This window comes from Bradyrhizobium sp. ORS 278 (assembly GCF_000026145.1).
GTDB lineage: Bacteria > Pseudomonadota > Alphaproteobacteria > Rhizobiales > Xanthobacteraceae > Bradyrhizobium.
The window spans coordinates 5,174,468-5,200,650 of the sequence record NC_009445.1 but is presented as its reverse complement, the minus strand read 5'-3'; the positions used below and the strand labels follow the sequence as shown (position 1 = coordinate 5,200,650).

The 26,183-nt window shown below is 66.0% G+C and carries 26 protein-coding genes and 1 riboswitch; of the genes, 11 read left to right on the top strand and 15 right to left on the bottom strand.

Annotation, left to right across the window (positions count from 1 at the left end; all coding sequences use genetic code 11):
* Nucleotides 1-42: 42 nt before the first annotated feature.
* Complete coding sequence (locus tag BRADO_RS23260; RefSeq protein WP_012028647.1) at nt 43-1,455, bottom strand: carotenoid oxygenase family protein; 1,413 nt, start codon at nt 1,453-1,455, stop codon at nt 43-45.
* A gap of 109 nt (nt 1,456-1,564) precedes the next feature.
* On the opposite strand from BRADO_RS23260, the gene BRADO_RS23255 reads away from it, so the two are divergent.
* From BRADO_RS23255 to BRADO_RS23245, 3 genes are all read left to right on the top strand, one after another.
* Nucleotides 1,565-2,275 (top strand): TetR/AcrR family transcriptional regulator, encoded by a 711-nt coding sequence (locus BRADO_RS23255; RefSeq protein ID WP_012028646.1) that lies wholly within the window; start codon nt 1,565-1,567, stop codon nt 2,273-2,275.
* 45 nt (nt 2,276-2,320) lie between these two features.
* The gene (locus tag BRADO_RS23250; RefSeq protein ID WP_012028645.1) at nt 2,321-3,019 is read left to right on the top strand and encodes a DUF6321 domain-containing protein; all 699 of its coding nucleotides are present in this window, start codon (nt 2,321-2,323) and stop codon (nt 3,017-3,019) included.
* A gap of 173 nt (nt 3,020-3,192) precedes the next feature.
* Nucleotides 3,193-3,861, top strand: a complete 669-nt coding sequence (locus BRADO_RS23245) for an SET domain-containing protein (protein WP_012028644.1) — start codon at nt 3,193-3,195, stop codon at nt 3,859-3,861.
* Between the two features lie 26 nt (nt 3,862-3,887).
* On the opposite strand, the gene BRADO_RS23240 is transcribed toward BRADO_RS23245, so the two are convergent.
* The 3 genes from BRADO_RS23240 to BRADO_RS23230 all read right to left on the bottom strand — a co-directional run bounded on the left by BRADO_RS23240 (nt 3,888) and on the right by BRADO_RS23230 (nt 5,283).
* A complete protein-coding gene (locus tag BRADO_RS23240) occupies nt 3,888-4,505 on the bottom strand; it encodes a bifunctional 2-polyprenyl-6-hydroxyphenol methylase/3-demethylubiquinol 3-O-methyltransferase UbiG (RefSeq protein ID WP_012028643.1) in 618 nt (205 codons plus the stop codon).
* Between the two features lie 122 nt (nt 4,506-4,627).
* A complete protein-coding gene (locus BRADO_RS23235) occupies nt 4,628-5,026 on the bottom strand; it encodes a hypothetical protein (RefSeq protein ID WP_012028642.1) in 399 nt (132 codons plus the stop codon).
* A gap of 32 nt (nt 5,027-5,058) precedes the next feature.
* The gene (locus tag BRADO_RS23230; RefSeq protein ID WP_012028641.1) at nt 5,059-5,283 is read right to left on the bottom strand and encodes a hypothetical protein; all 225 of its coding nucleotides are present in this window, start codon (nt 5,281-5,283) and stop codon (nt 5,059-5,061) included.
* A 101-nt stretch (nt 5,284-5,384) separates the two neighbouring features.
* Here BRADO_RS23230 and BRADO_RS23225 point away from each other — a divergent pair, with 101 nt between their 5' ends.
* Nucleotides 5,385-6,200 carry a helix-turn-helix domain-containing protein gene (locus BRADO_RS23225; RefSeq protein WP_012028639.1) on the top strand — a complete coding sequence of 272 codons (816 nt, stop codon included), beginning with the start codon at nt 5,385-5,387 and terminating at the stop codon, nt 6,198-6,200.
* A gap of 69 nt (nt 6,201-6,269) precedes the next feature.
* Complete coding sequence (locus BRADO_RS23220; protein ID WP_012028638.1) at nt 6,270-6,932, top strand: DsbA family oxidoreductase; 663 nt, start codon at nt 6,270-6,272, stop codon at nt 6,930-6,932.
* On the opposite strand, the gene BRADO_RS23215 is transcribed toward BRADO_RS23220, so the two are convergent.
* The 3 genes from BRADO_RS23215 to BRADO_RS23205 all read right to left on the bottom strand — a co-directional run bounded on the left by BRADO_RS23215 (nt 6,910) and on the right by BRADO_RS23205 (nt 9,936).
* The gene (locus BRADO_RS23215) at nt 6,910-8,133 is read right to left on the bottom strand and encodes a GNAT family N-acetyltransferase (RefSeq protein ID WP_041756832.1); all 1,224 of its coding nucleotides are present in this window, start codon (nt 8,131-8,133) and stop codon (nt 6,910-6,912) included. The genes BRADO_RS23220 and BRADO_RS23215 overlap by 23 nt on opposite strands.
* A 139-nt stretch (nt 8,134-8,272) precedes the next feature.
* On the bottom strand, nt 8,273-9,319 hold the full coding sequence (locus tag BRADO_RS23210) for an HD-GYP domain-containing protein (protein WP_041757687.1): 1,047 nt from the start codon (nt 9,317-9,319) through the stop codon (nt 8,273-8,275).
* Nucleotides 9,320-9,525: 206 nt separating this feature from the next.
* Entirely contained in the window at nt 9,526-9,936 is a 411-nt protein-coding gene (locus BRADO_RS23205) for a hypothetical protein (RefSeq protein ID WP_050781038.1), read from the bottom strand.
* 203 nt (nt 9,937-10,139) lie between these two features.
* Between BRADO_RS23205 and BRADO_RS23200 the strand changes: the two genes are divergently transcribed.
* Entirely contained in the window at nt 10,140-11,651 is a 1,512-nt protein-coding gene (locus tag BRADO_RS23200) for a caspase family protein (RefSeq protein ID WP_012028634.1), read from the top strand.
* A gap of 69 nt (nt 11,652-11,720) precedes the next feature.
* On the opposite strand, the gene BRADO_RS23195 is transcribed toward BRADO_RS23200, so the two are convergent.
* The gene (locus tag BRADO_RS23195; protein ID WP_012028633.1) at nt 11,721-11,972 is read right to left on the bottom strand and encodes a PilZ domain-containing protein; all 252 of its coding nucleotides are present in this window, start codon (nt 11,970-11,972) and stop codon (nt 11,721-11,723) included.
* 145 nt (nt 11,973-12,117) lie between these two features.
* Nucleotides 12,118-12,558 (bottom strand): PaaI family thioesterase, encoded by a 441-nt coding sequence (locus BRADO_RS23190; RefSeq protein ID WP_012028632.1) that lies wholly within the window; start codon nt 12,556-12,558, stop codon nt 12,118-12,120.
* 268 nt (nt 12,559-12,826) lie between these two features.
* On the opposite strand from BRADO_RS23190, the gene BRADO_RS23185 reads away from it, so the two are divergent.
* Together BRADO_RS23185 and BRADO_RS23180 are read left to right on the top strand one after the other, a co-directional pair.
* A complete protein-coding gene (locus BRADO_RS23185; protein WP_041756830.1) occupies nt 12,827-13,129 on the top strand; it encodes a hypothetical protein in 303 nt (100 codons plus the stop codon).
* Nucleotides 13,130-13,230: 101 nt separating this feature from the next.
* Nucleotides 13,231-13,476, top strand: coding sequence for a hypothetical protein (locus tag BRADO_RS23180; RefSeq protein ID WP_041756828.1), 246 nt, complete (start codon nt 13,231-13,233; stop codon nt 13,474-13,476).
* Between the two features lie 17 nt (nt 13,477-13,493).
* Here BRADO_RS23180 and BRADO_RS35490 read toward each other — a convergent pair whose 3' ends face one another.
* The 3 genes from BRADO_RS35490 to BRADO_RS23170 all read right to left on the bottom strand — a co-directional run bounded on the left by BRADO_RS35490 (nt 13,494) and on the right by BRADO_RS23170 (nt 15,552).
* Nucleotides 13,494-13,667: a hypothetical protein gene (locus tag BRADO_RS35490; RefSeq protein ID WP_006610147.1), complete on the bottom strand. Its 174-nt coding sequence runs from the start codon at nt 13,665-13,667 to the stop codon at nt 13,494-13,496.
* Between the two features lie 159 nt (nt 13,668-13,826).
* Complete coding sequence (locus tag BRADO_RS23175; protein ID WP_015665825.1) at nt 13,827-14,066, bottom strand: hypothetical protein; 240 nt, start codon at nt 14,064-14,066, stop codon at nt 13,827-13,829.
* 1,192 nt (nt 14,067-15,258) lie between these two features.
* A complete protein-coding gene (locus tag BRADO_RS23170) occupies nt 15,259-15,552 on the bottom strand; it encodes a hypothetical protein (protein WP_012028628.1) in 294 nt (97 codons plus the stop codon).
* Nucleotides 15,553-15,995: 443 nt separating this feature from the next.
* Between BRADO_RS23170 and recA the strand changes: the two genes are divergently transcribed.
* A complete protein-coding gene (gene recA, locus BRADO_RS23165) occupies nt 15,996-17,084 on the top strand; it encodes a recombinase RecA (RefSeq protein ID WP_012028627.1) in 1,089 nt (362 codons plus the stop codon).
* A gap of 164 nt (nt 17,085-17,248) precedes the next feature.
* Here recA and gcvP read toward each other — a convergent pair whose 3' ends face one another.
* The 3 genes from gcvP to gcvT form a co-directional block, all read right to left on the bottom strand.
* Entirely contained in the window at nt 17,249-20,122 is a 2,874-nt protein-coding gene (gene gcvP / locus BRADO_RS23160; RefSeq protein WP_012028626.1) for an aminomethyl-transferring glycine dehydrogenase, read from the bottom strand.
* Nucleotides 20,123-20,277: 155 nt separating this feature from the next.
* Nucleotides 20,278-20,643, bottom strand: coding sequence for a glycine cleavage system protein GcvH (gene gcvH / locus BRADO_RS23155; protein WP_012028625.1), 366 nt, complete (start codon nt 20,641-20,643; stop codon nt 20,278-20,280).
* Nucleotides 20,644-20,652: 9 nt separating this feature from the next.
* A complete protein-coding gene (gcvT, locus tag BRADO_RS23150) occupies nt 20,653-21,810 on the bottom strand; it encodes a glycine cleavage system aminomethyltransferase GcvT (RefSeq protein WP_012028624.1) in 1,158 nt (385 codons plus the stop codon).
* 142 nt (nt 21,811-21,952) lie between these two features.
* A riboswitch (glycine riboswitch) is annotated at nt 21,953-22,064 on the bottom strand.
* Nucleotides 22,065-22,245: 181 nt separating this feature from the next.
* On the opposite strand from gcvT, the gene alaS reads away from it, so the two are divergent.
* Nucleotides 22,246-24,921 (top strand): alanine--tRNA ligase, encoded by a 2,676-nt coding sequence (gene alaS / locus BRADO_RS23145; RefSeq protein WP_012028623.1) that lies wholly within the window; start codon nt 22,246-22,248, stop codon nt 24,919-24,921.
* 2 nt (nt 24,922-24,923) lie between these two features.
* Nucleotides 24,924-26,153, top strand: a complete 1,230-nt coding sequence (locus tag BRADO_RS23140; protein WP_012028622.1) for a cyclic nucleotide-gated ion channel — start codon at nt 24,924-24,926, stop codon at nt 26,151-26,153.
* Nucleotides 26,154-26,183 lie beyond the last annotated feature (30 nt).

The following is a 26,183-nucleotide window of genomic DNA, read 5'->3' as shown; positions in this document are numbered from 1 at the left end:
TGTGCGGTTGGGGCTTGCGCAGGAAGTGGCGGCGATGCCGGGTCAGGCGGCGCCGACCCAGTTGCCGTGAAAGCCGTCGGGCACGCGGTGACCGAGATGGACCAGCGCGATCGGCCCGGCGCCGATCTCGGTGGCGCCGAACACCGCGATTTCGGACGTGTTTGTCTCGGCGCGCCACACCACCGTCAGCAGCCAGCCGTCGCCTTCGGGCGCCTCGGGGCTGCGCGGCACGAACACCGGCTCCGACAGGCTGTCGCCGTCCGGCAGCAGGTATGTCGCGCGTCGCGCGCCGACGCAATCGACATGCGCGAGGCCGGAGAGGGCGCCGAACGGTGGTCCATCGGGATTGGCGCAGGCGTACCAGCCGTGGCGGCTCGCGAGCCCCGCGCGGCGGTCGTCGATGCGGGGGAATTCGCCGGTGAGATCGTCCAGATAGGTTTGCGTGAAGCGGTCGGTGTTACCGGCGAGATCGAAGCTCCAGCGGCACAGCCGCGCGCGCGACTTCACGGGATCGGTAGGGCGGCCGTCGGGATGCGGAAACAGCGGCGGCTCGTCGAACTGCATGACGTCGGCGGTGATCCGGTGACCGTCGTCCCAGGCGTTCATGATGTGAAAGACGTAGCAAGCGTCACCGCGAAACCAGACGATGTCCTTGATGTCGCCGCTCCGCTTCATCACACCAATATAGGCGCCCTTGTCGGGCTCCCACGCGTAGGGCGGCCGGCCGGACATCGCGCGTTGCATGCTGCCGGTGAGCGGGAGGATTGGAAACAGGACGTGGTTGGCGGTGACGATGAAGTCATGCACCATGCTGGCATAGGGCGCCTCGAAACGATTGAGGCGCGTCAGTTGGCCGGCGGCGTCGATCGTGCCGTAGGTCAGCGCCGGCGTCAGCGGGCCCGCGGCGTTGTAGCCGAAGAACAGCAGCTCGCCGGTCACCGGATCGGTCTTCGGATGCGCGGTAAAGGCGCCGCGCAGGCGGCCGCCGAAATCCTGATAGCCTTTGGTCGCGAGCGTGCCCGGCTCGATCTCGGTCGGCAGATGCGCCTCCTCGAGCGCGAGCAGCTTGCCCGCATGGGAGATGATGTTGGTGTTGGCGACGCCGCCATCGGTGAGGTCAGAAGGCGCGTCGGCCAGCTTGCGGCCGAAGCCGCCGAACAGCGCGCGGCCCGCCTTGCGCTCGGCCTCGAATTTGGGCGTGCGGACCCAACGGTTGCGATACGATGCGCGTCCGTTGTCCAGATGGAAGGCGTGCAGCATGCCGTCGCCGACGAACCAGTGCGCGCCGGGCGAGTCGAACTGCGGATTCGGACCGTTGCGATAGAGCGTGCCGTTGAGCTCGCGCGGCAGCTCGCCGGTGATTTTGAGGATCGGCGCGTCGCATTCGAACGGGATCGGCGCGAGATTGTTGCGTCCGCTGCGGGTCTGCCCGGCGGGGTGTGCGCCGTTGATCATGATCGTTCCTCCACTTTATCTTTACGATGTAAAGATAAACCTACCGGCAGGAACGTCGCGGGTCAAGCTAAATCTTTACGCTGTCAAAATTGCTTGTATAAGGAGGCTCATGAGCACCAAGACTGAACAGCTTCGGGCCCGGCCACGCCGCGCCGCGACACCCTCGCTCCGAGCGCGCCCGCGCCGTGCCGCGGAGGTCGTGACGCCCTATCATCACGGTGCGCTGCGGGAGGCGCTGCTGGAGGCAGCCGAGCGCGTGCTCGAGCGCGACGGGCTTGCGGGGCTCACCTTGCGCGCCGTTGCACGCGAGGCGGGCGTGTCGCATGCCGCGCCGACGCATCATTTCAAGGATCTCACCGGCCTCGTCAGCGAGCTCGCGGCGATCGGCTTCACGCGCTTCAACGCGGCGATGAAGGCAGCAGGCGAGTCTCCGGGCACGCCGATCGACAAGGCGATGGCGCGGGCGCATGCCTATGTCGCCTACGCGCAGGCCAATCCCGGCATGTACGGACTGATGTTCCGCACCGAGCGGCTCGACTATTCGCGCCCGTCGCTGCACGATGCTGCCGAGGCCTCGTTCGCGGGATTGGCAGGTTCGGTGGCGGCCCGCGGCGAGGGCCAGGCCGGCGGCGAGGACCTGTCGATCGATCAGGCCGCAGCGATCGCGCGCGCGTGGTCGCTAGTGCATGGCTACACGATGCTGCTGCTCGATGGCCGTCTCACCGACATCCTGCGCCGCTTGCCGCCGGGAACCGATGCCGATTCGCTGCTCGACGCGATGCTGCGTGCGACGGTGCCGAGGCTGCCGCCCGGGAGCTAGTTCGACACGCGGGAAACTGGGTGGCGCGTCATGCGTTGATCACGCATGGCACGATCACCCCGCACTCCCTGGAGCAAGGCCAATCCGCGCAAGCGCGCGGGCAAGCCCTCCAAGCATCTGACCCTGTCCGAGAAGGCGACGGCCAAGTCGCGAGCGCGCCGCGCCGGGCGGCCCTATCCCAATCTGGTCGACAACATGAGCGTTGCGGCCAAGAAGGCTGGCAAGACCAAGACGAGTGGTCGCAAACGATCGGCGCAGGCCAGGACTAAGAAGGCCAGCACCAAGAAGGCCACGACCAAGACGGCACGGAGCAGGACGCGCACGGCCTCCTCGGCCAAAACGCGGTCTGCCAAGCGCGCCCCGCCGCGCAAGGCAAAGACGCGCAAGCCTGCGGCGCGCAAACGCGAGAAGGATCCGCGCGGCGGTCTGACCGCGGCGGGACGACGGGCCTTCGCCGAACGCGACGGCGCGCATCTGCGCCCCGGCGTTACCAAGACGATGTCGGAGATGACGCCGCAGGACATGCGCCGCAAGGGCAGCTGGGCGGTGCGCTTCTACGGCCGCGATCCTCTGCCGCCGCTGGTCGACGCCAACGGGCGTCCGACGCGACTGGCGCTGTCGGCCCATGCCTGGGGCGAGCCGGTGCCGCGCACCGTGGCCGCCGCGCGCAAGATCGCCGCCAAGGGCGAGCGGCTGCTCGCCCGCTATCACCGCATCAAGGACAAGGGCTCAAACCGCAGCTAGGACTGCGCGACGTCGATCGCGCGCGCCGACGACCCTCACTTTGTCCTTAGAATCGTGCGGCGCGGGGTGTTGCAAGCTGGGGACGGCGCGAAACAGGGCAGGGAAACACCTGACAGCGCCGTGAATTTATCCTAGAACGTCCACCTCGCGAGGTCCATCTCTTCCCATAGATCATGCCTGTCATCCCCTCGACCAAACCCTATCGCATCGGCCGCTCAAAGACGGGGCTCGGTCTGTTCGCCACCCAGCCGATCAAGAAGGGCACCAAGATCATCCGCTACTTCGGACCGCTGTTGGATTCGAAGAAGGCCGAGGACGATGCGATCGAGAACAAATATCTGTTCGAGCTCGACAACCGCTGGACCATCGACGGCTCGGTCCGCGAGAACGTCGCCCGTTACATCAATCATTCGTGCAAGCCGAACGCCGAGTCGGACGTCAAGCCGCGCAAGAAGAAGATCTTTATCCGCGCGATCAAGAACATCGCGCCGGGCGAGGAGATCAATTACGATTACGGCACCGATTACTTCAAAGCCTATCTGAAGCCGATCGGCTGCAAATGCGACGCCTGCGAGAAGAAGCGGGCGAAGAAGAAGGCCGAGGCGCGCGCGGAGCGCGCCAAGCAAAAGGCCAAGGACGAGCGGAAGGCCGCGAAGAAGGCCAAGAAGAAAGCCAAGAAAACGTCCGACAAGCTTCCCAAAGAGACGGTCAAGTCCAAGCAGCGCGTGAAAGCGAAGACCTCAACGCGGGCCAAGGCGGAGAGCCGCCGGCCGGCTGCCGGCAAGCGCGTCAAGACCAAGTCCAGCCCCGCGAAGACCCTGACCCGCGCCAAGGCGGCCTGATCGGGCGAGCTCGCGTCCAGCGCCGCTCATCCCGGTTTGCTGAACGCAAGCGTCGTCCAGGTCACTCCCGCAGCCCGGTTTTCTCTGTTCAGCGACGCGCCGTCGCGGTTGAGTTCAAGGCTGAGACCGAGCTGTCGTGCCGGCGCGATGACGCTCTCGGCGTCGATCTCGAACATTCGTCGTCCCGGCGGCACCGGCCCGTGCCGCAGCGTCATGATCAGTCGGCCGCCGCTCGCGATCCGCGCGGCGATATTGGGCAGCGCGCGTCGCCGCTGCACCTCGTCGAGATGCATGAAAACGGCGGTCATCATCACCAGATCGAACTGCTCGTCGCCGTCCGCCAGCGCGGCGAGCTCTGGCAGGCTGTCATCGATCCAGGTGATCGCAGGCGACGCATGCAGATGCATCGCGCGCAGCCGCAGCGCGTCGGTCGGCTCGACCGCGACCACCCGATGCCCGAGGCTCGCGAACCATGCGGCATCGCGCCCCGTGCCCGCGCCGATGTCGAGCACGCGCGCGGGCGACTTCGGCAGCAGGTGAAGTACGGCGGCATGCGCCTGCTCGGAGGGGATGCTTTCGTAACGCACGAAAAGGCTATCCGCCTCGGCGGCGTAACCTTCCGTCCCGCTGACATGCGGCGGCATCGCGGCGGTCTCCTGTCGGCTTGCAACGATGCCAAGGATGCTTTCGCCATGCATGTCAAATCAAGCGGAGATCGAGCGCCGGGCCGCTCGTCGCAGCGGCCGGCGCACGTCATCTCCGCGGCTCAAGCCGTCAGCGCTTCCGTGCTCCGACGCAACCCCATGTACTGCAACTCGGCGAACACGCCTGTTCCCACGGCCTGGGCCGCGACGAAGATCTCGCCGAGCACGTTCGGCGTCACGAGGCCGGAGAACAACAAGCCGATGCTGCCGACGGTCCAGGCGGCATTGCCGGCGATGACGAGCAGGATCAGCGGCTTCGGCGTCAGCGCGCGCGAGCCGAGCCAGCCGACGACGCTCGCATAGACGATCAGGAACAGGCCGGTCTCGCGCAGCAGCGCTTCAGGCAATTGCATCAACGCCGCCAGCGGCGACGCGTCGAAAGTGAGCGCGAGGCCGGCGATGCCGCTGAACACGGCGTCGGCGATCAGGGCGCGACGCAGCAGGGTGGACGAAACGATCATGGCAAGTCTCCTTCGGTGCGGTGAGGGGGTTTTCAACGGAACCAGGCGAGGAAACGACGACGCAGGCGCGCCGGGCACAGCGAGCGTGCGGCCCGAGCCTCGATCTCGCTGACCTGCGCGACGACGAGGCTGCCCGTGGCGTGCAGCAGCGGCTCTGGCAGGTTGAGCGAGCGTGCGAGCAGCGTTGTCGCGAGGCCGGCCAGCCAGCGGCTGAGGGTCGTGAAAGCGAAGGTCTCGGGACGGTGCTGCCTGCGCATCGTCATCTCCTCTGATGTGGAGGATGGCCGGCGGCGCGGGGCAATTCGATTACCTGGCAGGTCATGGAGGCGCTGACGTCCTCGTGATAGCTCTTCTGCCCATGACACAGCTCGCTTCGGCGCGCGCCGACCGCGCCAAACCCGTTCATGTCGGCGAGCACCTGCGGCAATGGCGGCAACGCCGGCATCTGTCGCAACTCGACCTCGCGCTCGATGCCGAGATCTCGGCGCGGCATCTGAGCTTCGTGGAGACCGGCCGCGCCGCGCCGTCGCGCGACATGGTCCTTAAGCTGGCGGAGCGATTGGACGTGCCCCTGCGTGAACGTAACGTGCTGCTGGTGGCCGCCGGCTATGCGCCCGCCTTCCAGCAGCGGCCGCTGGAGGATCCGGCGCTGAAGCCGGCCCGCGAGGCGATGAACCTGGTGCTCAAGGCCCATGAGCCGAACCCGGCCGTCGCCGTCGACCGGCACTGGAACCTGGTCGCGGCCAACCGGCTGATCGCGCCGCTATTGGCCGGCGTCCCGGAGCGTTTGCTGGCGCCACCGCTGAACGTGCTGCGGGTCGCGCTGCATCCCGAAGGGCTGGCGGCGCGGACCGTGAACCTGCCCGAATGGAGCGGGCATCTCCTGGAGCGCCTGCATCGGCAATGCGAGGCGACGGCGGACGCCGGTCTGCTGAAGCTCTACGAGGAGCTGAAGTCCTATCCGATCCCGGCGCGATCGGCGCCGCTCGCCGTCGACAGCGTCGCCATCCCCTTGCGGTTGCGGGTCGGGGCGGACGTGCTGAGCTTCTTCTCGACGACCATGGTGTTCGGCACGCCTGTGGACATCACGCTGTCGGAGCTGGCGCTGGAAACCTTCTTCCCGGCCGATGACCTGACCGCCGCCAGGCTGAAGGAGATGGTTACCTCGCTGTGACTCTGGCTTGTGCCGGCGTGGCATAGGCTTATCTTGGGCGGAACGCCAAGCGAACCCGGAGCGACGCGCATGAGCCTGAAGCCGCTGACCATCGACGTCGTGTCCGACGTCGTCTGTCCCTGGTGCTACATCGGCAAGCATCGCATCGAGGAGGCTCTGAAGCTCGTTCCCGACGTGCCGGTCGAGCTGAACTATCGGCCGTTCTTCCTCAATCCCTGGGTGCCGCGCGAGGGCATCAGCCGCGAGCAATATCTGACCACCAAGTTCGGGTCGGTCGAGGCCTACAAGGGCATCGCCGGCCGCGTCGTCGCCGCCGCCGAGCAGGAGGGGCTGAGCTATCGGCCCGACAAGGTCGCGCGCCAGCCCAACACGACCGATTGCCACCGTCTGATCCACTGGGCCGGCCAGATCGGCAAGGCGCCTGAGATGAAGCAGCGACTGATGGAGCTTTACTTCCGCGACGGCGGCGATCTCACCGACGTGGAGGTGCTGGTGCAGGCGGCCGCGGACTGCGGGCTCGATGCGGCCGTTGTTCGCAAGATGTTGGCGACCGAGGATGATGTGGCTCTGGTGTCGGGACAAGCGCAGGAGGCCGCGGAGAAAGGCATCTCCGGCGTGCCGACCTATGTGTTCGCGCAGAAGTACGCCGTCTCCGGCGCGCAGGATCCGCAGATGCTCGCGCGCGCAATCCGTCAGGTGTCCGCGGAGATCAACGCTGAGGCTGCGGAGTAGCCATCCGGCGCTTCCGCCAGCCGCGGATCGTGTGAACCGAGCGCCGTGCCAGGGCCTGTGCCTCGCGTCGGGCGATCAGTGCGGCGTGGACGATCTCGACCGCCGGATCGCGATCATAGAGGGGGATCAGCACGTCGCCGATTGAAAGCCGCCCGCGCCAGATCGGGTTGATCATGGGATGGTCCGGGCCGGCGGTGGAGTCGGCGGAGCTGATCGTCGGGTCGTTGCAGAGGTGACGTGTGAGTTCGAGCGTCAGCTGAACCCCTGGCGAGTACTTTGCAAACCGCTCGTCGACGCCGAGCTTGAAGAAGAAGGCGCGGTCCTGATGGCGCAGCACGAGACCGGCGGCGACAGCGGTCTCGCCCGCGAAGAAGCTGATGATCTCGCAGGCGCCATGATAGGCCAGCGTCGGTGCTGCTCGACGGATGAAGGCGGCGTCGCCGTCATGCTGGATCAGGGCGGTGCCGCGGCGCCCCTTCCAGCCGCTGGCCTCCAGCGCGAGGAAGGTCTCGAGAGCTGCGGCGACCTCGCCGGGCGCGCGTGCAATCGCGACGCGGACCGCGCCGTGCTCAGCCAGCCGATGACGCTGGCGGCGCAGCTCCTTCAGCTTCTTGGCACCGAGCCCGTCATGCAGCACCGTTTCGCCGTCCACCGTCGCATCGAGCAAGGCGCGCTCATAGCACTGCAGGACGCGTGATCGCAGGCGCTGACGACGCAGGACGGTGTCGAACGCCTGCATCACAGGACCCTCGACCGACATGTCCCGGAGCAGAAGCGCGCGGGCGCCCGCGCGCCGTGCCGTATCCAGCAGCCGGAATGCTGCGGGCTCCGCGCTGTCAGCGTCGAGCAGCGGTGTGCAGAGCGTGCCGTATGGATGGCCACTGGCGAGGACAGGCAGCGGCAGCCGACAGGCGCGCCACAGCGACGTGACCGGCATCAGCCCAATGAGCCGCGAGGACGGATCGTCGCTCCAGGCGCACAGTGCCGAGGCTCCAGTTCGGCCGCGTGCGGACGCGTTCACCGCGCTTTCCCAGTCGGGCAGGTAGTAGCCGTTCGGCTCCAGCACACGCCCCGCGAGCTGCCGCCATGCGGTCTCGGTGACCGCATCGAGCGGCACCAAAGCTGGCGACGACGCGCTCAAGCCGCGCCGGCCTGCTGCTGGCGACGCATGCGCAATCGTGTGATCAACGATATCAGCCACGTCCCGACACCCCCTGAATGCGCAAGGACGCACATTCACAGGGTCGATGCTATTGCAAAGCTGCCAAGATAGGCCTTGCCGATCAGTTCAGATTTGCGCTGCGCGTTTTACCACGTATTGACCATGATCGGAGTTCCGCTCAACGGATCAGCGCGACGTCGCGGAACGCGCCGACCAGCGGCTTCTCCAGCTTGCCTTCCATGCCCTGAAGGATCTCATAAGCCTTCTCGCGCGCCATTACCGGCTTGTAGCTGCGGTATTCGATCAGGGCCGAGAAGATGTCGGAGATGGTGAGGATGCGTGTCAGATCCGGGATGTTGTGATCCATCAGTCCATCCGGATAGCCGCTGCCGTCGAGAAACTCGTGATGGTGGCGCACCGCGTCGAGCACCTCGACGCTGATCGCCTCGTTGTCCTTCAGAGCGTCGTAGCCTGCCGACGGATGAGTCTCGACCAGCGCGCGCTCCTTGACGTCGAGACGGCCCGGCTTGTCGAGGATGGTGAGCGGGATCGTGGCCTTGCCGATGTCGTGGAACATCGCGGCCATGTAGAGCCGCTCGAGATCGGAGCTGTGAACGCCGAGGCTCAGGCCGAAGTCCACGGTGATTCCCGTCACCAGCAGACAGTGCTGATAGGTGCCCTCATGGTGGCGGCGAACGGTCGCGAGCCAGTCGGAAAGGCCGTTTTCAGCGATGCATTCGGCGATGTGCTTGCCCGCGCGGCGCGTTTCCTCGATGTTGATTTCCGTGCCGCCCAGGACCGCGGCGAACATCGAGGCGATGCTGGACGCACCTGCGAACGCAGCCTGGCGACCGTCGACGGCGACGCTGTTGGCGGCCGAATCCGGTCGCGCGTCGAGCAGCTTTCCCAGCAACTGATTGCGACTGGGCGTGCTCGACAGCACGCTCGTCGCACCGAGCGCATAGGCCTGGACCGTCGACAGGCGAGACTTGTGGTTGGTCAGGAAGATGCGGCGCGGAATGCGGGCGAGCCGGTCGGATATCTCTTTCAACGCAGCGATGTTGTCGACATCGCGCAGATCCGCCGCCACGACGATGGCGTCGATGTCGCGACTCTTGATATCGGCGTCACCGATGAGTTCGGATGTGAGCGAGCATCGCTCCGCCAGCATGCCGCGAAGCAGAGCGAGCTTGGCCTTGTCATCGCCAACGAGATGAACGTTCATGAAGAACTGGTCCGGGATCATTCCGCACTTGCGCATGAAATGATGCGGAGGAATCGTTAAATTTGGCCCATTCGTTCGCTGGCCGGTCGTTGGTTTGCGTTAGCTAAGAACTAACACTATCGCTCGAAATGGTAGCAGGTTCCGGACGGTCACGGGTGGTGATCAGCTGAGGTCGACAATGCTCAGGTCGTCACCTTCGAGTTGCATCACTTCGTCGGCATGATCGGGCGGTAATCTTCAGAAACACAATCGTCGCCCGCCATCGCGCGCCGTCGGTCGATGATCTCGTTTTGCCGGATTGTCAGCTTGTAGGTCTGGTTCCGAAGCGGCGCACCGGCGACCGAGACGATCTGCGCGCGAACGCAAGCGGTCCACGCATCGCCGCGATCGGTGCGTCTCGCGGATGTGGCCTCGAGATCGCGCGGCAGGCTGGTGGCCACGAAGATCATGTCGAGGTTCTTGCGGACAAGAAGGGCGACGTCAGGCGGAGCTTCGGGAGGTGGCGGTTCCGGGTCTCTGACGCGCATGAATGCTGGGAGGCGGGACTGGCTGTCGGCGGCGCAGCCGGATAGCAGCAGAGCCGCGAACAGCCCCATCTGTGATGCCGTCAGCCGCATGATCCATCTGCCCCCCGGATCGGCGGACGCTAGTTGCGCATCACGGCAATGCTGCGGGAATCTCGTGCAGCAATGATGTCCGCCAGCGCGCGGCATTGCGCCTCGACGGACCGGCATTGTCGAAAGACATTTGCGCTCGACGATGAACCGGGTCGCAAACCATCTCGACCAACTGGCACGTCACGCGCAGATTGGAGATCGCCATGTTTCGCCACGCCCTCAGGGCTGCCTTGGTCGCAGGCGGCCTGCTGGCCGGTTTGTCATCCGCCATGTCGTCCGCCATGGCCGAAACCAGCAGGCTCGCGCTGGTGATCGGGCAATCGGCCTATCGCTCGGTGACCCCACTTCCCAATCCGGCGAACGATGCCAAGGCGATGGCGAAAATGCTGGAGGAGTCCGGCTTCGACGTGACCAATGCTGCCGACCTGTCGCAGCGCGATCTCAACCGCGAGGTCGGTGATTTCGCGGCCAAGATCGCGAGCAAGGGGCCTGACACGGTGGCCCTGGTGTTCTACGCCGGCCACGGCCTGCAGATCGACGGCGAGAACTATCTGGTTCCAGTAGACGTGGATCCACGCCGCGAGGCGGATATTCCGCTGCAGGCGGTGCGACTCAACGATCTTCTCAATACGCTCAACTCGGTACCGAGCCGGATGCGTATCCTGCTGCTGGATGCCTGCCGCAACAATCCGTTCCCGGCGATCAATCAGAGCGCGGGCCGGGGCCTGGCGCTGCTCGACACCAAGAGCGGCGCGCCCGGCACATTCTTGTCCTACTCGACATCGCCCGGTGCGGAGGCCGAGGACGGCAACGGCGCCAATAGTCCTTACACCACAGCGCTGCTGCAGGCGGCGCGCGAGCCGGGGCTGCCGATCGAGGAGGCGTTCAAGCGGGTGCGCGTCGCGGTCAACAAGGCGACGGAGGGGCGGCAGACGCCATGGGATTCCTCGTCGCTGACCGAGGATTTCCGCTTCATCGCCGCGGCCGATGTCAGTGCTGCCAATGCCGCGCCGCGGCCGGAGGCGGTGAAGCGCAGCGTCGACGAATGGAAGCGCAGCCTGCAGGGCAAGCCGATCGAGGCGGCCAATGAGATCATCGTCGGCGATGGCAGCGTCGAGGCCTATGAGGCCTTCGTCACGCTCTACACGGCGGCGCCCTATGGGCCGCAGGCGCGGCAATGGCTCGATCTGCACAACCGCATGGCCGCCTGGAATGAGGCTGTGCTGATCAACACGGTTGCCGCCTATCAGGGCTTTCTCGATCGCTATCCGGACAGCGATCTGACGCCGACCGCGCGCAAGCTGATCGAGCGTCTGCGCAATCGTCCGGTGGTGACGCCGGTCGTCGCGGCAGCCAATGCAGCAATTCCGGCGGCCGCGCCGCCGATCGTTTCGGCCAGCGCCACAGCCGGACCGACGTGTCCGTGCTCGCAGACGCCAACCCGCAAGGCTGAGACGCCCAAGCGAGTCGAGGAGAAGCCGGCGAGGAAGCGCGCCGATGATCCGCCGAAGCGGGCAGCCCGTCTGCCACGCCGTGATCCCGGAGACGATGTCGTGGTCTATGCACCGCCTCCGCCGCCGCGGGAGTATTACGGGCCGCCGGTACGGGTCGTGCCGCCGGTCAGCATCGGGATCGGTATCGGCGGCGGATATGGCGGCGGTGGCTACACACGCGGCCCTCAGAGCTATCCGACGCGTCGGGGCTACGGGTACTGAGGGCTTTCGCGACGCCTCCGTCGCGCGGGTCGGGCAACGATGGCCAACCCGACCCGCGCGGCCGTCGCATCAGTCGAAGGCGACGCCGATCCGCTTGTCGTGGCTCCAGACCTGGTGGCAGCGCCGCGTGAACTTGTCGGCGGGGATCATCAGCGTGAAGCTCTTGGGAACACCGAGCGGGCTGACCACCTCGAGGCGTGCGCCGGTCTCGGACATGTTGCGGACGGTGCAATCGACAACGCCGCCGCTGTCGAACGCCAGCCTGCCTTGCTTGAGCACCCGATGCCGGGGCGCGATGCGCTTGTCAGTCGTCTCGCTCATGGCCTGTAACCCGATGCCGATGGCCTCACCTTTCGCGTCAAAGATGCGTAAAATAGAGCATGTCCGTGTTTCAGCGCGGTAAATCAGCCCGGTCAAAGGCCGCGTCTTGTGTTCAGGTTCCGTTAGGCGTTCCGATTCCGCCGGCTCAGAGCATCGCGAAGGCGCTCGACACCATGGCCGCGGGCTTGCCGTCGCTGGCACTCGTCAGCGTCACCCGGCCGAAGCTCATGGTTCGTCCCATCCGGACCACGCGTGCCTCCGCCAGCACGTCGGAGGTGACCACTGCGCGCATGAAGTGCGTGGTCTGATCGACGGTGGTCATCGGCCGGTAGCCTCCGCTCGCGGTCACCATCGCTATCACCATCGCGGTGTCGGCGAAGGCCATCAGCGCCTGGCCGCAGACCACGCCATTGTCGCGGCACAGCCGGGATGAAAACGGCATGCGCAGGATGGCCCCGGGCTCGCCTTGCGCCGATGGCGTGATGTCCTGGACGGTCAGGGCAAGATCCCTGATCCAGGGGGCAAACACGTCGTCGAGGATGCGTCGCGCCTGGTCGATGGTGAAATCAGGGGTGTCGTTCTGCACGCGCGAGGTCCTCCCAGTCCGTATCTTTATGCTCTTAGCGGGCGTCAGCCGGGCCACTCCGAATGGGGCAGCTATCCCATGGCCACCGGCCTGCGGCTTGAAAAGGCCGGAGTTCGAATCCTATGATGAAAGCCGTTCGGGTGACAGTCCGGCGCGACGGCGCGAGATCATCGAAGCGCGACGCCAAGACACGGCGGATGACGCGCCGATCCACCCTTGGCGCCTGGCACGGCAATGGTATAAGGCGACGGATACCGGGGAGTAGCCGATGAAGAAGCTGATCGTGACGATGGCGGTCGCCTTGCTGACCAGCTGGGCCTGGGGCGTGCCTGCGCGAGCCCAGATGCCGAACGTCAACCTGCTCGCGGATGGTCCAGCCAAGACTCCCGAGGAAAAAGAGGCGGAAGTCGAGCGCGAGAAGGCCTACAAGGAAACCATCCGCAAGATCCCGGACGCCAAGGCCAGTTCCGATCCCTGGGGCAATGTGCGCAGTGCGGAACAGCCGAAGACGACGCCTCCGGTCAAGACCACGGCGGCCAAGAAGCCCAAAACGGGCGCCAGCACCAACTGATCCCCGGGGCAGGCCGTTTAACCCGGTCCGGCCCGCATGATGACTCGGATTCCGCGCGGCCTCGTCTATATTGACGGGGTGTAACGCGTTGGAGTTCGTCGATGGGGTTGCGCCCGCGAGACATTGCCAGCCGGATGGCGGCCCGGCGCCGGAACGAAGACAGCCGTGTGCATGATGGCTACGTGCGCGACACGTTCACGCTGCCTCGGGAAGAGGCGCGCGCCAAGGCCCGCGATTATCTGACCCGCTATCCCAAGGCTGGCTATATGAGCGCGGTCGAAAGCTGGCGCGAGCTTCCCGACGGCGCGATCGAGTTCACGATGCGGCGACTCCCGAGCGCTGACTGATCCGTGCGGTCAGCCGCTCACTCCCTCTCGCCGAGCAGTTTGCGGGTGTCGCGGTTGATGAAGTGAAGCCGCGTACAGGCCTTGCACACGACCGTTTCATAGGCGCATGCGGGATCGCCCGGCTTCGGCTCTTCAAGCCAATGCTGCACGTTCATGCCGGTTCGCGGACATTTGAAGATCAGATTACCCATACAGATTTAAGTTTCAGGCAGGATTGGAACTGGCTACTTGATCTGGATCAAGTACGCATGCCGAAATGACAGGCAGTCGCACCCATCTCGGCAAGCCGGGATTGCCGGATGGCGGGAGCGCAATCCAGAATCGGCGAGGGATGTGGGGGCAAGCTGGTGTCAGGCCTGATCCAGCGACTCAGCGACGATCCGGATGCGAAACACCGGTTGCCGGGTCTCGTCGAGCAACTCCATCTGCCACTCAGAGTTTTCGGCGAGCTTGCGCGAGATGCTGCTGGCCATGTCGGCGCAGACCGTGGTCATCTCTTTCCACGCTGCATTGCGATCGGCGCATTCAGTCCCATACTCGGACGCGCCTGAGAAGTGGCCGTTACGGATACGAAAGAAATAGAGCGGCATTGCCAAAACCGGTGAGCCCTGACCGCCCCAGGCCGCTGGGTTTGATGTACGCAACGCAAATGGAGGCGCAAACGCCGCTTGGATCAATTCCGGTAAAATACGGTCGCTCGCGGCGCTCGATAAAGGGCCGCTGTTAGTTGGCCGCCATCAAAGACGCGGCATTTTCAGCAGTGCGCCGACACATATGCGGCCGACGCGTGAGCCTCGGATCGCTGATCCGAGGCTCGAGGTCAGCGTCGCAGCTTCCCGACCAGGGCAGTTCGGCAGTGACGTGATCAACTTACTCGCGCACTGGCATGCGCGCCTTGCGTCAAATCAAGGTTGCCGAGTTCGGCACTTAGAACGGCGAAGCGCGCCTAGCGTAGATCGGAGGTCCGCGCCGGCGCGATTGCGACGCGGTAGGCGTCGCCAGTGCTCGCCCAGCGTCAAAAGCCTTGGACCTGACCTGGGTCCAAGGCTTTCTTTGGCGCGGATGGTTTCAGGGCCGTGCGCCGACGTTCGACGAGCCTGCCGGTGGTATCGCAGATGCTCCCTCCGGATACCTGGAAGGACAAAACAACGCTATCGAACGAGTAAACTGTTCGACATGCGCCGCACGAAATCGAACACGAACAAACAAATCCGGGGCCATTTAAAATTCGCTGTCATGTTCAATACGTGTTTTGCTACCACAACCAAAAGTTTATGACAACGATTGTTGTGCTCGAATGTAAGACCGCTACTCGAGATGCATGAGCTCAGTTCCAACAGCTCCTTTTGCGAAAGAAACGGTTGTCGCGCGCAGTTGGGATGACATCGCTGCCGACATCCGAACACATCGGATTGGCCGCGCCCTTCGGGTCACATGTCGTCCATCATCCTCTGCTGCAGGTGACGGCTTGCTCCTGCGGCGATAGAGGAGGTGAAACCGGCCATGCCATGATCTCGTGTCGTCGCAGCAAACAGGAGTTCAATCCTCGACATCCTCGCCTGACAAGAAGAGTCCCGGCAACGGTCTGGCGTTGAACTCACAGCAAACTCAACTCGACGTAGATCAAAGATGGAACCGACTGGTGCGGTCCGAAGCTGCACCAAATTCAAGCGCCTGCTCAATCGATGAGCCGAACAAAAGCAGAAGGCGCGCAGGAACTTCGTTCCTCTCAGGAGAACCACGGGCGTGCGGTGTTCGGACGTCAGCGGAAGTCCGGTTGTTTCATGGAAAACTTTTGACGAGCGCGATGGTGCCGACGATGGCCGCGTTGAACTCCGCGAGGTCCTCGCTCGGAATCCAGTACTCGCGATGATCGCGGCCGCCGGCCTCGCGGACCTCATAGCGGTCGATGAACTCTCTTCGGACTTGAAAGCGCAGGACATGACCGCTGCCACTGGCCGGCACGTTCCAGTCGCGCGCGATCTTCACCGCGTAGTCCTCGGTGAGAACCGGATAGAAGATCGGCTGTTCGGGCAGGCGCGGCGGAAACGCGCGCATGCCCGTCGCCTGGATCAAGGCGATTTCCTACGGCCCGACGGGGCGCCACAGGGTGACGGCGTGATTCGAGTGAGGTGTCATGAGGTTCTCGCGAGCAGCGGATCGCTCTCTCCGGATACACGACGGGAAAGGCGTGGCAAGCGTCCGGCGCATCTACAATTTCTGGTAGAGGCCGAGTCGTCGCATTCGAGGAAAGAGCTGCAGCGCCATCCGCACCATTGTCTGTCATCCCGCGGCGCTCGCGATCCGTGACTTCGCGAGTTTTCTGAGGGTGGCGCGGCTGCTCGTGGGGCCTCGTCGGCCACCGAGATCTGCATCGACAGCCGGAGGTTCTGAAGTCGCCAATGGGCGAAAGAACATATTGCGAACAAAGAACAGATCAGGTACATTCACCTCAAGATTGTTGCCCGCCCTCGTTAACCATTTGTCCATCCCGCGAATCCCCGCCATAAGGAGCGCCAATGTCCGCCACCGCCCTGCGTATCGTCGAAGGTTCCTCCATGGATAAGAGTAAGGCGCTCTCGGCAGCGCTGTCCCAGATCGAGCGTCAGTTCGGCAAGGGCTCGGTGATGAAGCTCGGCAAGAACGACCGCTCGATGGACGTCGAGACAGTGTCGACGGGCTCTCTCGGGCTGGACATCGCGCTGGGGATCGGCGGCCTGCCGAAGGGGCGCATCGTCGAGATCTACGGGCCTGAATCGTCGGGCAAGACGACGCTGGCACTGCATACAGTGGCGGAGGCGCAGAAGAAGGGCGGCATCTGCGCGTTCATCGATGCCGAGCATGCGCTCGATCCGGTCTATGCGCGCAAGCTGGGGGTCAACATCGATGAGCTCCTGATCTCGCAGCCGGACACCGGCGAGCAGGCGCTGGAGATCTGCGACACGCTGGTCCGCTCCGGTGCCGTTGACGTGCTGGTCGTCGACTCGGTGGCGGCGCTGGTCCCGAAGGCCGAGCTCGAGGGTGAGATGGGCGAGTCGCTGCCCGGCCTGCAGGCGCGATTGATGAGCCAGGCGCTGCGCAAGCTGACGGCCTCGATCAACAAGTCCAACACGATGGTCATCTTCATCAACCAGATCCGCATGAAGATCGGCGTGATGTACGGCTCGCCCGAGACCACCACGGGCGGCAACGCGCTGAAGTTCTATGCTTCGGTGCGCCTCGACATCCGCCGCATCGGCGCGATCAAGGAGCGCGACGAGGTGATCGGCAACACCACCCGCGTCAAGGTCGTCAAGAACAAGCTGGCGCCGCCGTTCAAGCAGGTCGAGTTCGACATCATGTATGGCGAGGGCGTGTCCAAGATGGGCGAGATCCTCGATCTCGGCGTCAAGGCCGGGATCGTCGAGAAGTCGGGTGCCTGGTTCTCTTATGACAGCCAGCGGCTCGGGCAGGGGCGTGAGAATTCGAAATCGTTCCTGAAGGCGAACCCCGACATGACCGCCAAGATCGAGGCGGCCATTCGCCAGAATTCCGGCCTGATCGCCGAGCAGATCCTGGCCGGCGCCGCCGAGCGCGACGCCGACGGAGAGGAGCCGGCGGAGGAGTAGGGCTCGCGGGCGATCCGAAAGCCAAAGCGGAGCGGGCGCCGGTCGGTTGACTGCGGCGCCCGTTTTCGTTGGAGCGACTGCGGGACGGATCTTTTCAGCAAACTGAAAGCCGGGTGTGATGCACCCGGCTTCCGATTTTCAAGCGACCTTGAGAGCCGGCGGTCTCACTCCGCAGCCTGCGCGTAGTCCTCGACCGGCGGGCACGAGCACACCAGGTTACGGTCGCCATAGACGTTGTCGACGCGGCCGACCGGGCACCAATATTTGTCGGTGCGCGAGCTGCCCGCCGGGAAGCAGCCCTCGCTGCGGCGATAGGCGCGGCTCCATTCGTCATCGGCGATGTCGTGCACCGTGTGCGGCGCATGGCGCAGCGGCGAGGCCTCGATGGTGAAGCGGCCCTGCTCGACCTCGGCGATCTCCTTGCGGATCGCGATCATGGCGTCGCAGAAGCGGTCGAGTTCGGCCTTGGATTCCGACTCGGTCGGCTCGATCATCAAGGTGCCGGCGACCGGGAAGCTCATGGTCGGCGCATGGAAGCCGTAGTCGATCAGCCGCTTGGCGATGTCGTCGACGGTGACGCCGCTGGTCTGCTTCAGCAGCCTGGGATCGATAATGCATTCATGCGCGATGCGGCCACGCTCGTTGCGGTAGAGCACCGGGAAATGCGCATCGAGCCGCGCCGCGACGTAGTTGGCGTTGAGGATCGCGATCTCGGTGGCGCGCGTCAGGCCCTCGCCGCCCATCAGCAGCATGTAGATGTAGGAGATGGTCAGGATCGAGGCCGAGCCGTAGGGCGCGGCTGAGACCGGCCCGACCGGATGCGCGGTCTTGCCATCGGTCGCAGGATGACCGGGCAGGAACGGCGCCAGATGCGCCTTGACGCCGATCGGGCCCATGCCCGGGCCGCCGCCGCCATGCGGGATGCAGAACGTCTTGTGCAGGTTGAAATGGCTGACGTCGGCGCCGTAGTCGCCGGGCCGAGCGAGGCCGACCTGGGCGTTGAGGTTGGCGCCGTCGAGATAGACCTGGCCGCCATGCGCATGGACGATGTCGCAGATGTCGCGGATGTGCTCCTCGAACACGCCATGGGTCGAGGGATAGGTAATCATGATCGCGGCGAGCTTTTGGCTGTGCGCCTCCGCCTTGGCCTTGAGATCGGCGAGGTCGACATTGCCGCCCGCGTCGCAGCCGACCACGACGACCTCCATGCCGACCATGTGCGCGGAGGCCGGATTGGTGCCGTGGGCGGAAGAGGGGATCAGGCAGATCGTGCGGTGAGCCTCGCCGCGTGCGGCGTGATAGCCGCGGATGGCCAGCAGCCCGGCATATTCGCCCTGCGCGCCCGAGTTCGGCTGCAGCGACACTGCGTCATAGCCGGAGATCCGGCACAGCCAGTCCTGCAGATCGGCGAACATCGCGTGGTAGCCGGCCGCCTGCGCGCGGGGAACGAACGGATGCAGGCTGGAAAATTCCGGCCAGGTCAGCGGAATCATCTCGGTGGTCGCGTTCAGCTTCATCGTGCAGGAGCCGAGCGGAATCATCGCGCGGTCGAGCGCGAGGTCGCGGTCGGCGAGCTTGCGCAGATAGCGCAGCATCTCGGTCTCGGAGCGATGCGCGTGGAACACCGGATGGGTGAGGTACGGCCGCTGCCGCTTCAACTCGGCCGGGACAGCGTCGCGCGCTTCGGCTTCGATGTCGGCGTAGGACAGCTCGCCGCCGAACGCACGCCAGGCGGCTTCGACGACATCGGCCGTCGTGGTCTCGTCGAGCGCGATCCGCAGCCTGCTGCCGTTGTGGCCGAGATTGATCCGCTCGGCTTCCGCACGCGCGATGATCGAGGAGGCGTTGGCGCCGGCCTCCACGGTGACGGTGTCGAAGAAGGCGTCATTCGCCGGCGCGAAGCCGAGCTTGCGCAGTCCGGCTGCGAGCACCGCTGTCCGGCGATGCACCGTGCGCGCGATCGCCTTCAGCCCCGCGGGACCGTGATAGACCGCGTACATCGCCGCGATTACCGCAAGCAGCACCTGCGCGGTGCAGATGTTGGAGGTCGCCTTCTCGCGGCGGATGTGCTGCTCGCGGGTCTGCAGCGCCAGCCGATAGGCCGGCGCCCCGCGCGAATCGACGGAGAGGCCGACGATGCGGCCGGGCAGCGAGCGCTTCAGCGCATCGCGCACCGCCATGTAGGCGGCGTGCGGCCCGCCATAGCCCATCGGCACGCCGAAGCGCTGCGCCGAGCCGATCGCGATGTCGGCACCGAGTTCGCCGGGCGAGGCGATCAATGTCAGCGCCAGCAGATCGGCGGCAAGGATTGCCAGCGCACCCTTGTCGTGCAGCTTGGCGATGGCGGCGCGCGGATCGCGCAGGGCGCCGGTCGTGTCGGGATATTGCAGCAGCCCACCGAACACCTCGGCGCCGTCGAGATCCCCAGCGGGATCGCCGACGATCAGCTTCCAGCCCAGCGGCTCGGCACGGGTGCGCAGCACCGTCAAAGTCTGCGGGTGAACATTGTGATCGACGAAGAACGCCTTGGTCTTCGCCCGCGCCGAGCGCTCCGCCAGCGCCATGGCTTCCGCCGCCGCAGTGCCCTCGTCGAGCAGCGAGGCGTTGGCGACGTCGAGACCCGTCAGGTCACAGATCATGGTCTGGAAATTGAACAGCGCCTCCAGCCGGCCCTGGCTGATCTCGGGCTGGTACGGCGTGTAGGCCGTGTACCAGGCCGGGTTCTCCAGGATGTTGCGCTGGATCACCGCCGGCATGATCGTGCCCGCATAGCCCTGGCCGATCAGCGAGGTGAAGACCTGGTTCTGCGCCGCCAGCGCGCGCATGTGCGACAGCGCCTCGGTCTCGCTCAGGGCGGGACCGATGTCGAGCGGGGCGGCCTGGCGGATGGTGCCGGGCAGGGTCTGCGCCATCAGTTCGGCAACGCTCTTGGCGTTCACGGTCTCCAGCATCGCCGCGACATCGCGCGGCGAGGGGCCGATATGGCGGCGGGCGAAGCTGGTGGCGGCATCATCGAGCGGCTTGAGCGGCGTGGTCATGAGGGCCTCGCTGGAAGATCCAAAGTTGGTGTCATCGTCCGCGAAAGCGGACGATCCAGTACGCCGAGGCGTCTCTGGTCGACCGCTGCCGCCGGGAGTACTGGATGCCCCGCCTGCGCGGGGCATGACGGCGGGTGTGGTGACCCGCGGGAGCATCACGCCGTGTGTGCCTTGTAGGCGGCCTCGTCCATCAGGCCGCCGAGCTCGCTCTTGTCGGCGATCTTGAGCTTAAAGAACCAGGCCTTGCCGTCGGCATCGGTGTTGACCAGCGCCGGCTCGTCGACGATGGCCTGGTTGACCTCGAGCACCTCGCCGGTGATCGGCGCGTAGACGTCGGAGGCGGCCTTGACCGATTCGACCACGGCGGCGGCTTCCGTCTTCTTCAGCGCACGGCCGACCTGCGGCAGCTCGACGAACACGACATCGCCGAGCTGCGCCTGCGCATAGTCCGTGATGCCGATGGTGGCGACATCGCCCTCGATGCTGAGCCATTCATGGTCGGAGGTGTACAGCGTGGTCATGGACGTCCTTCAGCGCTTGTAGGTGTTGGGGACAAAAGGCGTGGCGGCGACGCGCAGCGGCAGGCGTTGCCCGCGCACATCGGCGAACAATTGGGTGTCCGGCGCGGCGAGGGTGGTCGGCACGTAGCCCATCGCGACCGGCGCATTCAGAGTCGGCCCGAAGCCGCCGGAGGTGACTTTGCCGACCGGCTCGGTCGAGTCGGAGGTGGCAAACAGCGTGGCCCCTTCGCGCACCGGCGCGCGGCCCTCCGGCCGCAGGCCGACCCGGCGACGCGCCGCGCCGCCGTCGAACTGCGCCAGGATCTTCGCCGCGCCCGGGAAGCCGCCGGCGCGGGCGCCGCCGCTGCGGCGGACCTTCTGCACCGACCATTCCAGCGCCGCCTCGACCGGCGTCGTTGTCGTGTCGATGTCGTGGCCATAGAGGCAGAGCCCGGCCTCGAGCCGCAGGCTGTCGCGGGCGCCGAGCCCGATCGGCAGCACGTCCTTGTCGGACAGCAGCGCTTCGGCGAGCTGCTCGGCCTGGTCGGCAGGAACCGAGATCTCGTAGCCGTCCTCGCCGGTGTAACCGGAGCGCGAGACGTAGCAGGCGAGGCCGTCGACCGCGCGCGGCCCCGCATCCATGAACCGCATGCCTTCGGCCTCTGCACAGAATTTCGCCAGCACCGACGCCGCCTTCGGCCCCTGCAGCGCCAGCAGCGCCCGGTCGGCCAGCGGCTGCACCTCGCAGACGTCGGACACGCCGTCGCGCAGCAGCTGGATGTCGGCCTCCTTGCAGGCGGCGTTCACGACCAGCACCAGGTGCTCGCCGAAGTTCGCCACCATCAGGTCATCGAGAATGCCGCCGTCGGCATTGGTGAACTGGGCGTAGCGCTGGCGGCCCGCTGACATGCCGACGATGTCCTGCGGCACCAGCCGCTCCAGCGCGGCAGCGGCGTCTGCGACCTTGCCGAACTTCGGCAGCAGGGCGACCTGGCCCATGTGGGAGACGTCGAAAAGACCCGCGTGGCTGCGGGTATGAAGGTGCTCCTTGAGCACGCCGGGCGCGTATTGCACGGGCATCTCATAGCCCGCAAACGGCACCATCTTGCCGCCGAGGCTGACATGCAGCGCATGCAGCGGCGTTCGCATTAAAGAGGAAGAGGAGGTTGCAGCAGCCGGTTCAGCCATCAGGGGTCCTCGCGCGGTTCCTCGGGACCAGTCCCGGAAAACACTACCGAAGCCCCATCTGTCGCTGTGCCTGAGAGTATTATCCCGTCGGCGGACGCCTCCCGGGATCAGGCCCGGCCAGCGTCTCTTTCCAGATGCAGTTGAAGTCGCGAGGGTCCTTTTGCCTGAGAGTTTCCGGGGCGGTTGCTCCTTCGGCGCCGGCCCTTGAAGTTCAACCAGAACCTCAGAAGACCAGTCTCTCCCGACGCGACTGTCGTTGAGTGGCGGGAGAAAACACCAGCTCAACCGAGCTGTCAACGCGTCACCATGGCTTTCAACCAGCTTTAGGAGCCGTGCAGCAACCCCATGATGTTTCTGCACAGTTTCTGGACACGCGATAGTCCCTTGTCTAAAAGCAATGCCGCCGAATTCCCGGACTTCTTCGATTGGATTGCTATGAGCGGCGTCAACGAGATCAGGTCGACTTTCCTCAATTTCTTCGCTGCGAACGGCCACGAGATCGTGCCGTCCTCGCCGCTCGTGCCGCGCAACGACCCGACCTTGATGTTCACGAACGCCGGCATGGTGCAGTTCAAGAACGTCTTCACCGGCGTCGAGAAGCGGCCCTACCACCGCGCCACCACGTCGCAGAAATGCGTCCGCGCCGGCGGCAAGCACAACGACCTCGACAATGTCGGCTACACCGCCCGGCACCACACCTTTTTCGAGATGCTCGGCAATTTCTCCTTCGGCGACTACTTCAAGGAGAACGCCATCGAGCTCGCCTGGAAGCTCGTCACCAAGGAGTTCGGCCTCCCGAAGGACAAGCTGACCGCGACCGTCTATATCGACGATGACGAGGCGTTCGGGCTCTGGAAGAAGATCGCGGGCCTCCCCGAGTCGCGCATCATCCGCATCGCCGGCTCGGACAATTTCTGGCAGATGGGCGATACCGGCCCGTGCGGCCCGTGCTCGGAGATCTTCTACGACCATGGCGACAAGATCTGGGGCGGCCCGCCCGGCTCGGCGGAGGCGGATGGCGACCGCTTCATCGAGATCTGGAACCTCGTGTTCATGCAGTACGAGCAGCTCGAGGGCGGGGTCCGCAATCCCCTGCCGAAACCGTCGATCGACACCGGCGCGGGCCTTGAGCGCGTCGCTGCGGTGCTGCAGGGCAAGCACGACAATTACGACATCGACCTGTTCGTCGCGCTGATCCGCGCGATTGCCGACCTCACCAATGCCGATCCGCAGGGCCCGCAGAAGGCATCCTTGCGCGTCATTGCCGACCACCTGCGCGCCTCGTCGTTCCTGATCTCGGATGGCGTGCTGCCGTCCAACGAAGGCCGCGGCTACGTGCTGCGCCGGATCATGCGCCGCGCGATGCGCCACGCCCAGCTGCTCGGCGCGCGCGAGCCCTTGATGCACAAGCTTGTCGGCGCGCTGACCCGCGAGATGGGCCAGGCCTATCCGGAGCTGATCCGCGCCGAGGGGCTGATCAAGGAGACCCTGCGCCTGGAGGAGACCCGCTTCCGCAAGACGCTGGAGCGCGGCTTGGCCATCCTGGACGAGAAGTCGGCCTCGCTCTCCAAGGGCGACATGTTCGACGGCGACGTCGCCTTCACGCTCTACGACACCTACGGCTTCCCGCTCGACCTCACCCAGGACGCGCTGAAGTCGCGCGGCATCAGCGTCGACCAGGCCTCCTTCACCGACGCTATGGAGCGGCAGAAGGCGAAGGCGCGCGCGGCCTGGGCCGGCTCCGGCGAGGCGGCCACCGAGACCGTCTGGTTCCCGCTGCGCGAGAAGCTCGGCGCCACCGAGTTCCTCGGCTACGAGACCGAGACGGCCGAGGGCGCGGTCACCGCGCTGGTCAAGGACGGCGCTGAGGTCGACAGCCTCAAGGCGGGCGAGAGCGGCGCGATCGTGTTGAACCAGACGCCGTTCTATGGCGAGTCCGGCGGCCAGGTCGGCGACACCGGCGTGCTGACCGGCGAGGGCGTCCGCGTCCGCATCACCGACACCCAGAAGAAGGCGGGCGACCTGTTCGCGCATATCGGCACCGTGGAGCAGGGCACGCTCAAGCTCGGCACCCCGCTGCAGCTCGACGTCGATCACATCAGACGCTCCGCGATCCGCGCCAACCATTCGGCCACTCACATCCTGCACGAGGCGCTGCGCCAGGTGCTCGGCGACCACATCGCCCAGCGCGGCTCGCTGGTCTCGCCCGACCGGCTGCGCTTCGACTTCGTCCATCCGAAGCCGATCACGGCCGAGGAGCTCGCGCGTGTCGAGGACATCGCCAACGACGTCGTGCTGGAGAATGCCGAGGTCACGACCCGGCTGATGGGGCTCGACGACGCCCGCGAGGCCGGCGCGCGCGCGCTGTTCGGCGAGAAATATGGCGACGAGGTCCGCGTCGTCTCGATGGGCAATGCCGCGCGCGACCACGGCAATAACGCGATGGGCTGGTCGGTCGAGCTGTGCGGCGGCACGCATGTCAAGCGCACCGGCGACATCGGCCTGATCGCGGTGACCTCCGAGAGCGCTGTCGCCTCCGGCGTCCGCCGCATCGAGGCGCTGACCGCGCGCGGCGCCCGCGCCCATGCCAACCACAATCTCTCGCTCGCCAAGGCCGCCGCGGCCGAGCTGCGCACCACCGTCGACGAGGTGCCGGCGCGCATCACCGCGCTGATGGAGGAGCGCAAGAAGCTCGAGCGCGAGCTGTCGGATGCGCGCAAGAAGCTCGCGATGGGCGGCGGTGCGGCGGCGGGCGGAGCTGCCGCCGGCATCCGCGAGGTTGCCGGCATCAAGCTGATGGCCCGTGCGGTCGATGGCGTCGAGGTGAAGGATCTCAAGTCGCTCGTCGACGAGGCCAAGAAGCAGCTCGGCTCCGGTGTCGTCGCGATCGTCGGCCGCAGCGAGGACGGCAAGGCCGGCGTCGTCGTCGGCGTCACCGCCGATCTCACCGCGCGCTTCAACGCGGTGGAGCTGGTGCGCGCGGCGTCGGAAGCACTGGGCGGCAAGGGCGGCGGCGGCCGTCCCGACATGGCCCAGGCCGGCGGCCCCGACGGCGCCAAGGCGGAGGCGGCGCTGGCCGCGATCGAGAGCGCGATCGGCAAGGCCGGCTAGCCGTGCCGCTGCTCGGGCCGGGCGAGAGCGTTCGTCATCCCGACCTGCGGGACCGGCTCTACGAGCTGCTCGAGCACGACCATCTGCCGAGCACCCATGGCTCGCGCCTGATCCAGCTGATCGTGGTGGTCATCACGCTCGACGTGCTGGCGGTGGTGCTGGGGTCGGACCCGGACATTGCCGCCAGCTTCGGCTGGCCGCTGCGGCTGATCAAGATCACAGCGCTGATCGTGTTCGCCACTGAGTATGCCGCGCGGCTCTGGAGCGTCGCCGGACACATGCCCCGGCGGCAGTCGCCGTGGCGGGACCGCCTGGCTTATGCCCTCTCTGCGCTAGGGGTCATCGACCTCCTGTCCTTCGTCCCGGCCACGATTGCGCTCGGGCTCGGCGATCGCAGCCTGGAAGCCGTGGCCATCGTGCTGCCGTTCCTCAAGCTGGTGCGCTATTCGCCGGCGCTGCGCTCGCTGTTGTCGGCGGTGCAGGCCGAGCGGCGCACCTTGGTCGGCTGCCTCGTGATCCTGGCCGGCGCGGTGCTGCTGTTCGCCTCGCTGCTCTACGCCGTCGAGCGCGACGTGCAGCCCGACAAGTTCGGCACCATCCCGCATGCGATGTGGTGGGCGATCGTGACGCTCGGCACCGTCGGCTATGGCGACGTCGTGCCGGTGACGCCGCTCGGCCGCATCATCACGGTGGTCGCGATCGTCTGGGGCTTCGCGATGATCGCGCTGCCCGTCGCCATCATCTCCACCGCCTTTGCCGAGGAGATCAAGCGGCGCGATTTCGTCGTCACCTGGGGCATGCTCGCCAAGGTGCCGCTGTTCTCGCATCTCAACGCCTCGGAGATCGCCGACATCATGCGCCTCTTGCGCGCGCGCACGATCGAGTCCGGCGAGGTGCTGGTGCGCCGTGGCGATGCGGCATCATCGATGTACTTTATCACCGCGGGCGAGGTCGAGATCGAGCTGCCGACGCAATGCGTCAAGCTCGCCGACGGCACCTTCTTCGGAGAGATCGCGCTGCTCCACCGGACCAAGCGCTCCGGCACCGTCACCGCGACCCGCAAGACCCGCTTGCTGGTTTTGGATGCCCAAGACTTCCACGCCCTGATCGCCCGCATGCCTGCCCTCGCCGCGCATGTCCGCACCATCGCCAAGGCCCGCATGGCCGACTCCGGCGACCTTGCCATCGCCGAACTGTCGCAGGCAGAGCATGAGGACCAAGCGGGCGGGTAGGGCAGGTAGCCCGGATGAGCGTAGCGACAT

Bases quoted from the DNA above. Each gene is read 5' to 3' on its own strand.
- BRADO_RS23260 (WP_012028647.1), bottom strand. From the start codon at position 1,455: ATGATCAACGGCGCACACCCCGCCGGGCAGACCCGCAGCGGACGCAAC.
- BRADO_RS23255 (WP_012028646.1), top strand. From the start codon at position 1,565: ATGAGCACCAAGACTGAACAGCTTCGGGCCCGGCCACGCCGCGCCGCG.
- BRADO_RS23250 (WP_012028645.1), top strand. From the start codon at position 2,321: ATGGCACGATCACCCCGCACTCCCTGGAGCAAGGCCAATCCGCGCAAG.
- BRADO_RS23245 (WP_012028644.1), top strand. From the start codon at position 3,193: ATGCCTGTCATCCCCTCGACCAAACCCTATCGCATCGGCCGCTCAAAG.
- BRADO_RS23240 (WP_012028643.1), bottom strand. From the start codon at position 4,505: ATGCCGCCGCATGTCAGCGGGACGGAAGGTTACGCCGCCGAGGCGGAT.
- BRADO_RS23235 (WP_012028642.1), bottom strand. From the start codon at position 5,026: ATGATCGTTTCGTCCACCCTGCTGCGTCGCGCCCTGATCGCCGACGCC.
- BRADO_RS23230 (WP_012028641.1), bottom strand. From the start codon at position 5,283: ATGCGCAGGCAGCACCGTCCCGAGACCTTCGCTTTCACGACCCTCAGC.
- BRADO_RS23225 (WP_012028639.1), top strand. From the start codon at position 5,385: ATGACACAGCTCGCTTCGGCGCGCGCCGACCGCGCCAAACCCGTTCAT.
- BRADO_RS23220 (WP_012028638.1), top strand. From the start codon at position 6,270: ATGAGCCTGAAGCCGCTGACCATCGACGTCGTGTCCGACGTCGTCTGT.
- BRADO_RS23210 (WP_041757687.1), bottom strand. From the start codon at position 9,319: ATGAACGTTCATCTCGTTGGCGATGACAAGGCCAAGCTCGCTCTGCTT.
- BRADO_RS23205 (WP_050781038.1), bottom strand. From the start codon at position 9,936: ATGCGGCTGACGGCATCACAGATGGGGCTGTTCGCGGCTCTGCTGCTA.
- BRADO_RS23200 (WP_012028634.1), top strand. From the start codon at position 10,140: ATGTTTCGCCACGCCCTCAGGGCTGCCTTGGTCGCAGGCGGCCTGCTG.
- BRADO_RS23195 (WP_012028633.1), bottom strand. From the start codon at position 11,972: ATGAGCGAGACGACTGACAAGCGCATCGCGCCCCGGCATCGGGTGCTC.
- BRADO_RS23185 (WP_041756830.1), top strand. From the start codon at position 12,827: ATGAAGAAGCTGATCGTGACGATGGCGGTCGCCTTGCTGACCAGCTGG.
- BRADO_RS23180 (WP_041756828.1), top strand. From the start codon at position 13,231: ATGGGGTTGCGCCCGCGAGACATTGCCAGCCGGATGGCGGCCCGGCGC.
- BRADO_RS35490 (WP_006610147.1), bottom strand. From the start codon at position 13,667: ATGGGTAATCTGATCTTCAAATGTCCGCGAACCGGCATGAACGTGCAG.
- BRADO_RS23175 (WP_015665825.1), bottom strand. From the start codon at position 14,066: ATGCCGCTCTATTTCTTTCGTATCCGTAACGGCCACTTCTCAGGCGCG.
- recA (WP_012028627.1), top strand. From the start codon at position 15,996: ATGTCCGCCACCGCCCTGCGTATCGTCGAAGGTTCCTCCATGGATAAG.
- gcvP (WP_012028626.1), bottom strand. From the start codon at position 20,122: ATGACCACGCCGCTCAAGCCGCTCGATGATGCCGCCACCAGCTTCGCC.
- gcvH (WP_012028625.1), bottom strand. From the start codon at position 20,643: ATGACCACGCTGTACACCTCCGACCATGAATGGCTCAGCATCGAGGGC.
- gcvT (WP_012028624.1), bottom strand. From the start codon at position 21,810: ATGGCTGAACCGGCTGCTGCAACCTCCTCTTCCTCTTTAATGCGAACG.
- alaS (WP_012028623.1), top strand. From the start codon at position 22,246: ATGAGCGGCGTCAACGAGATCAGGTCGACTTTCCTCAATTTCTTCGCT.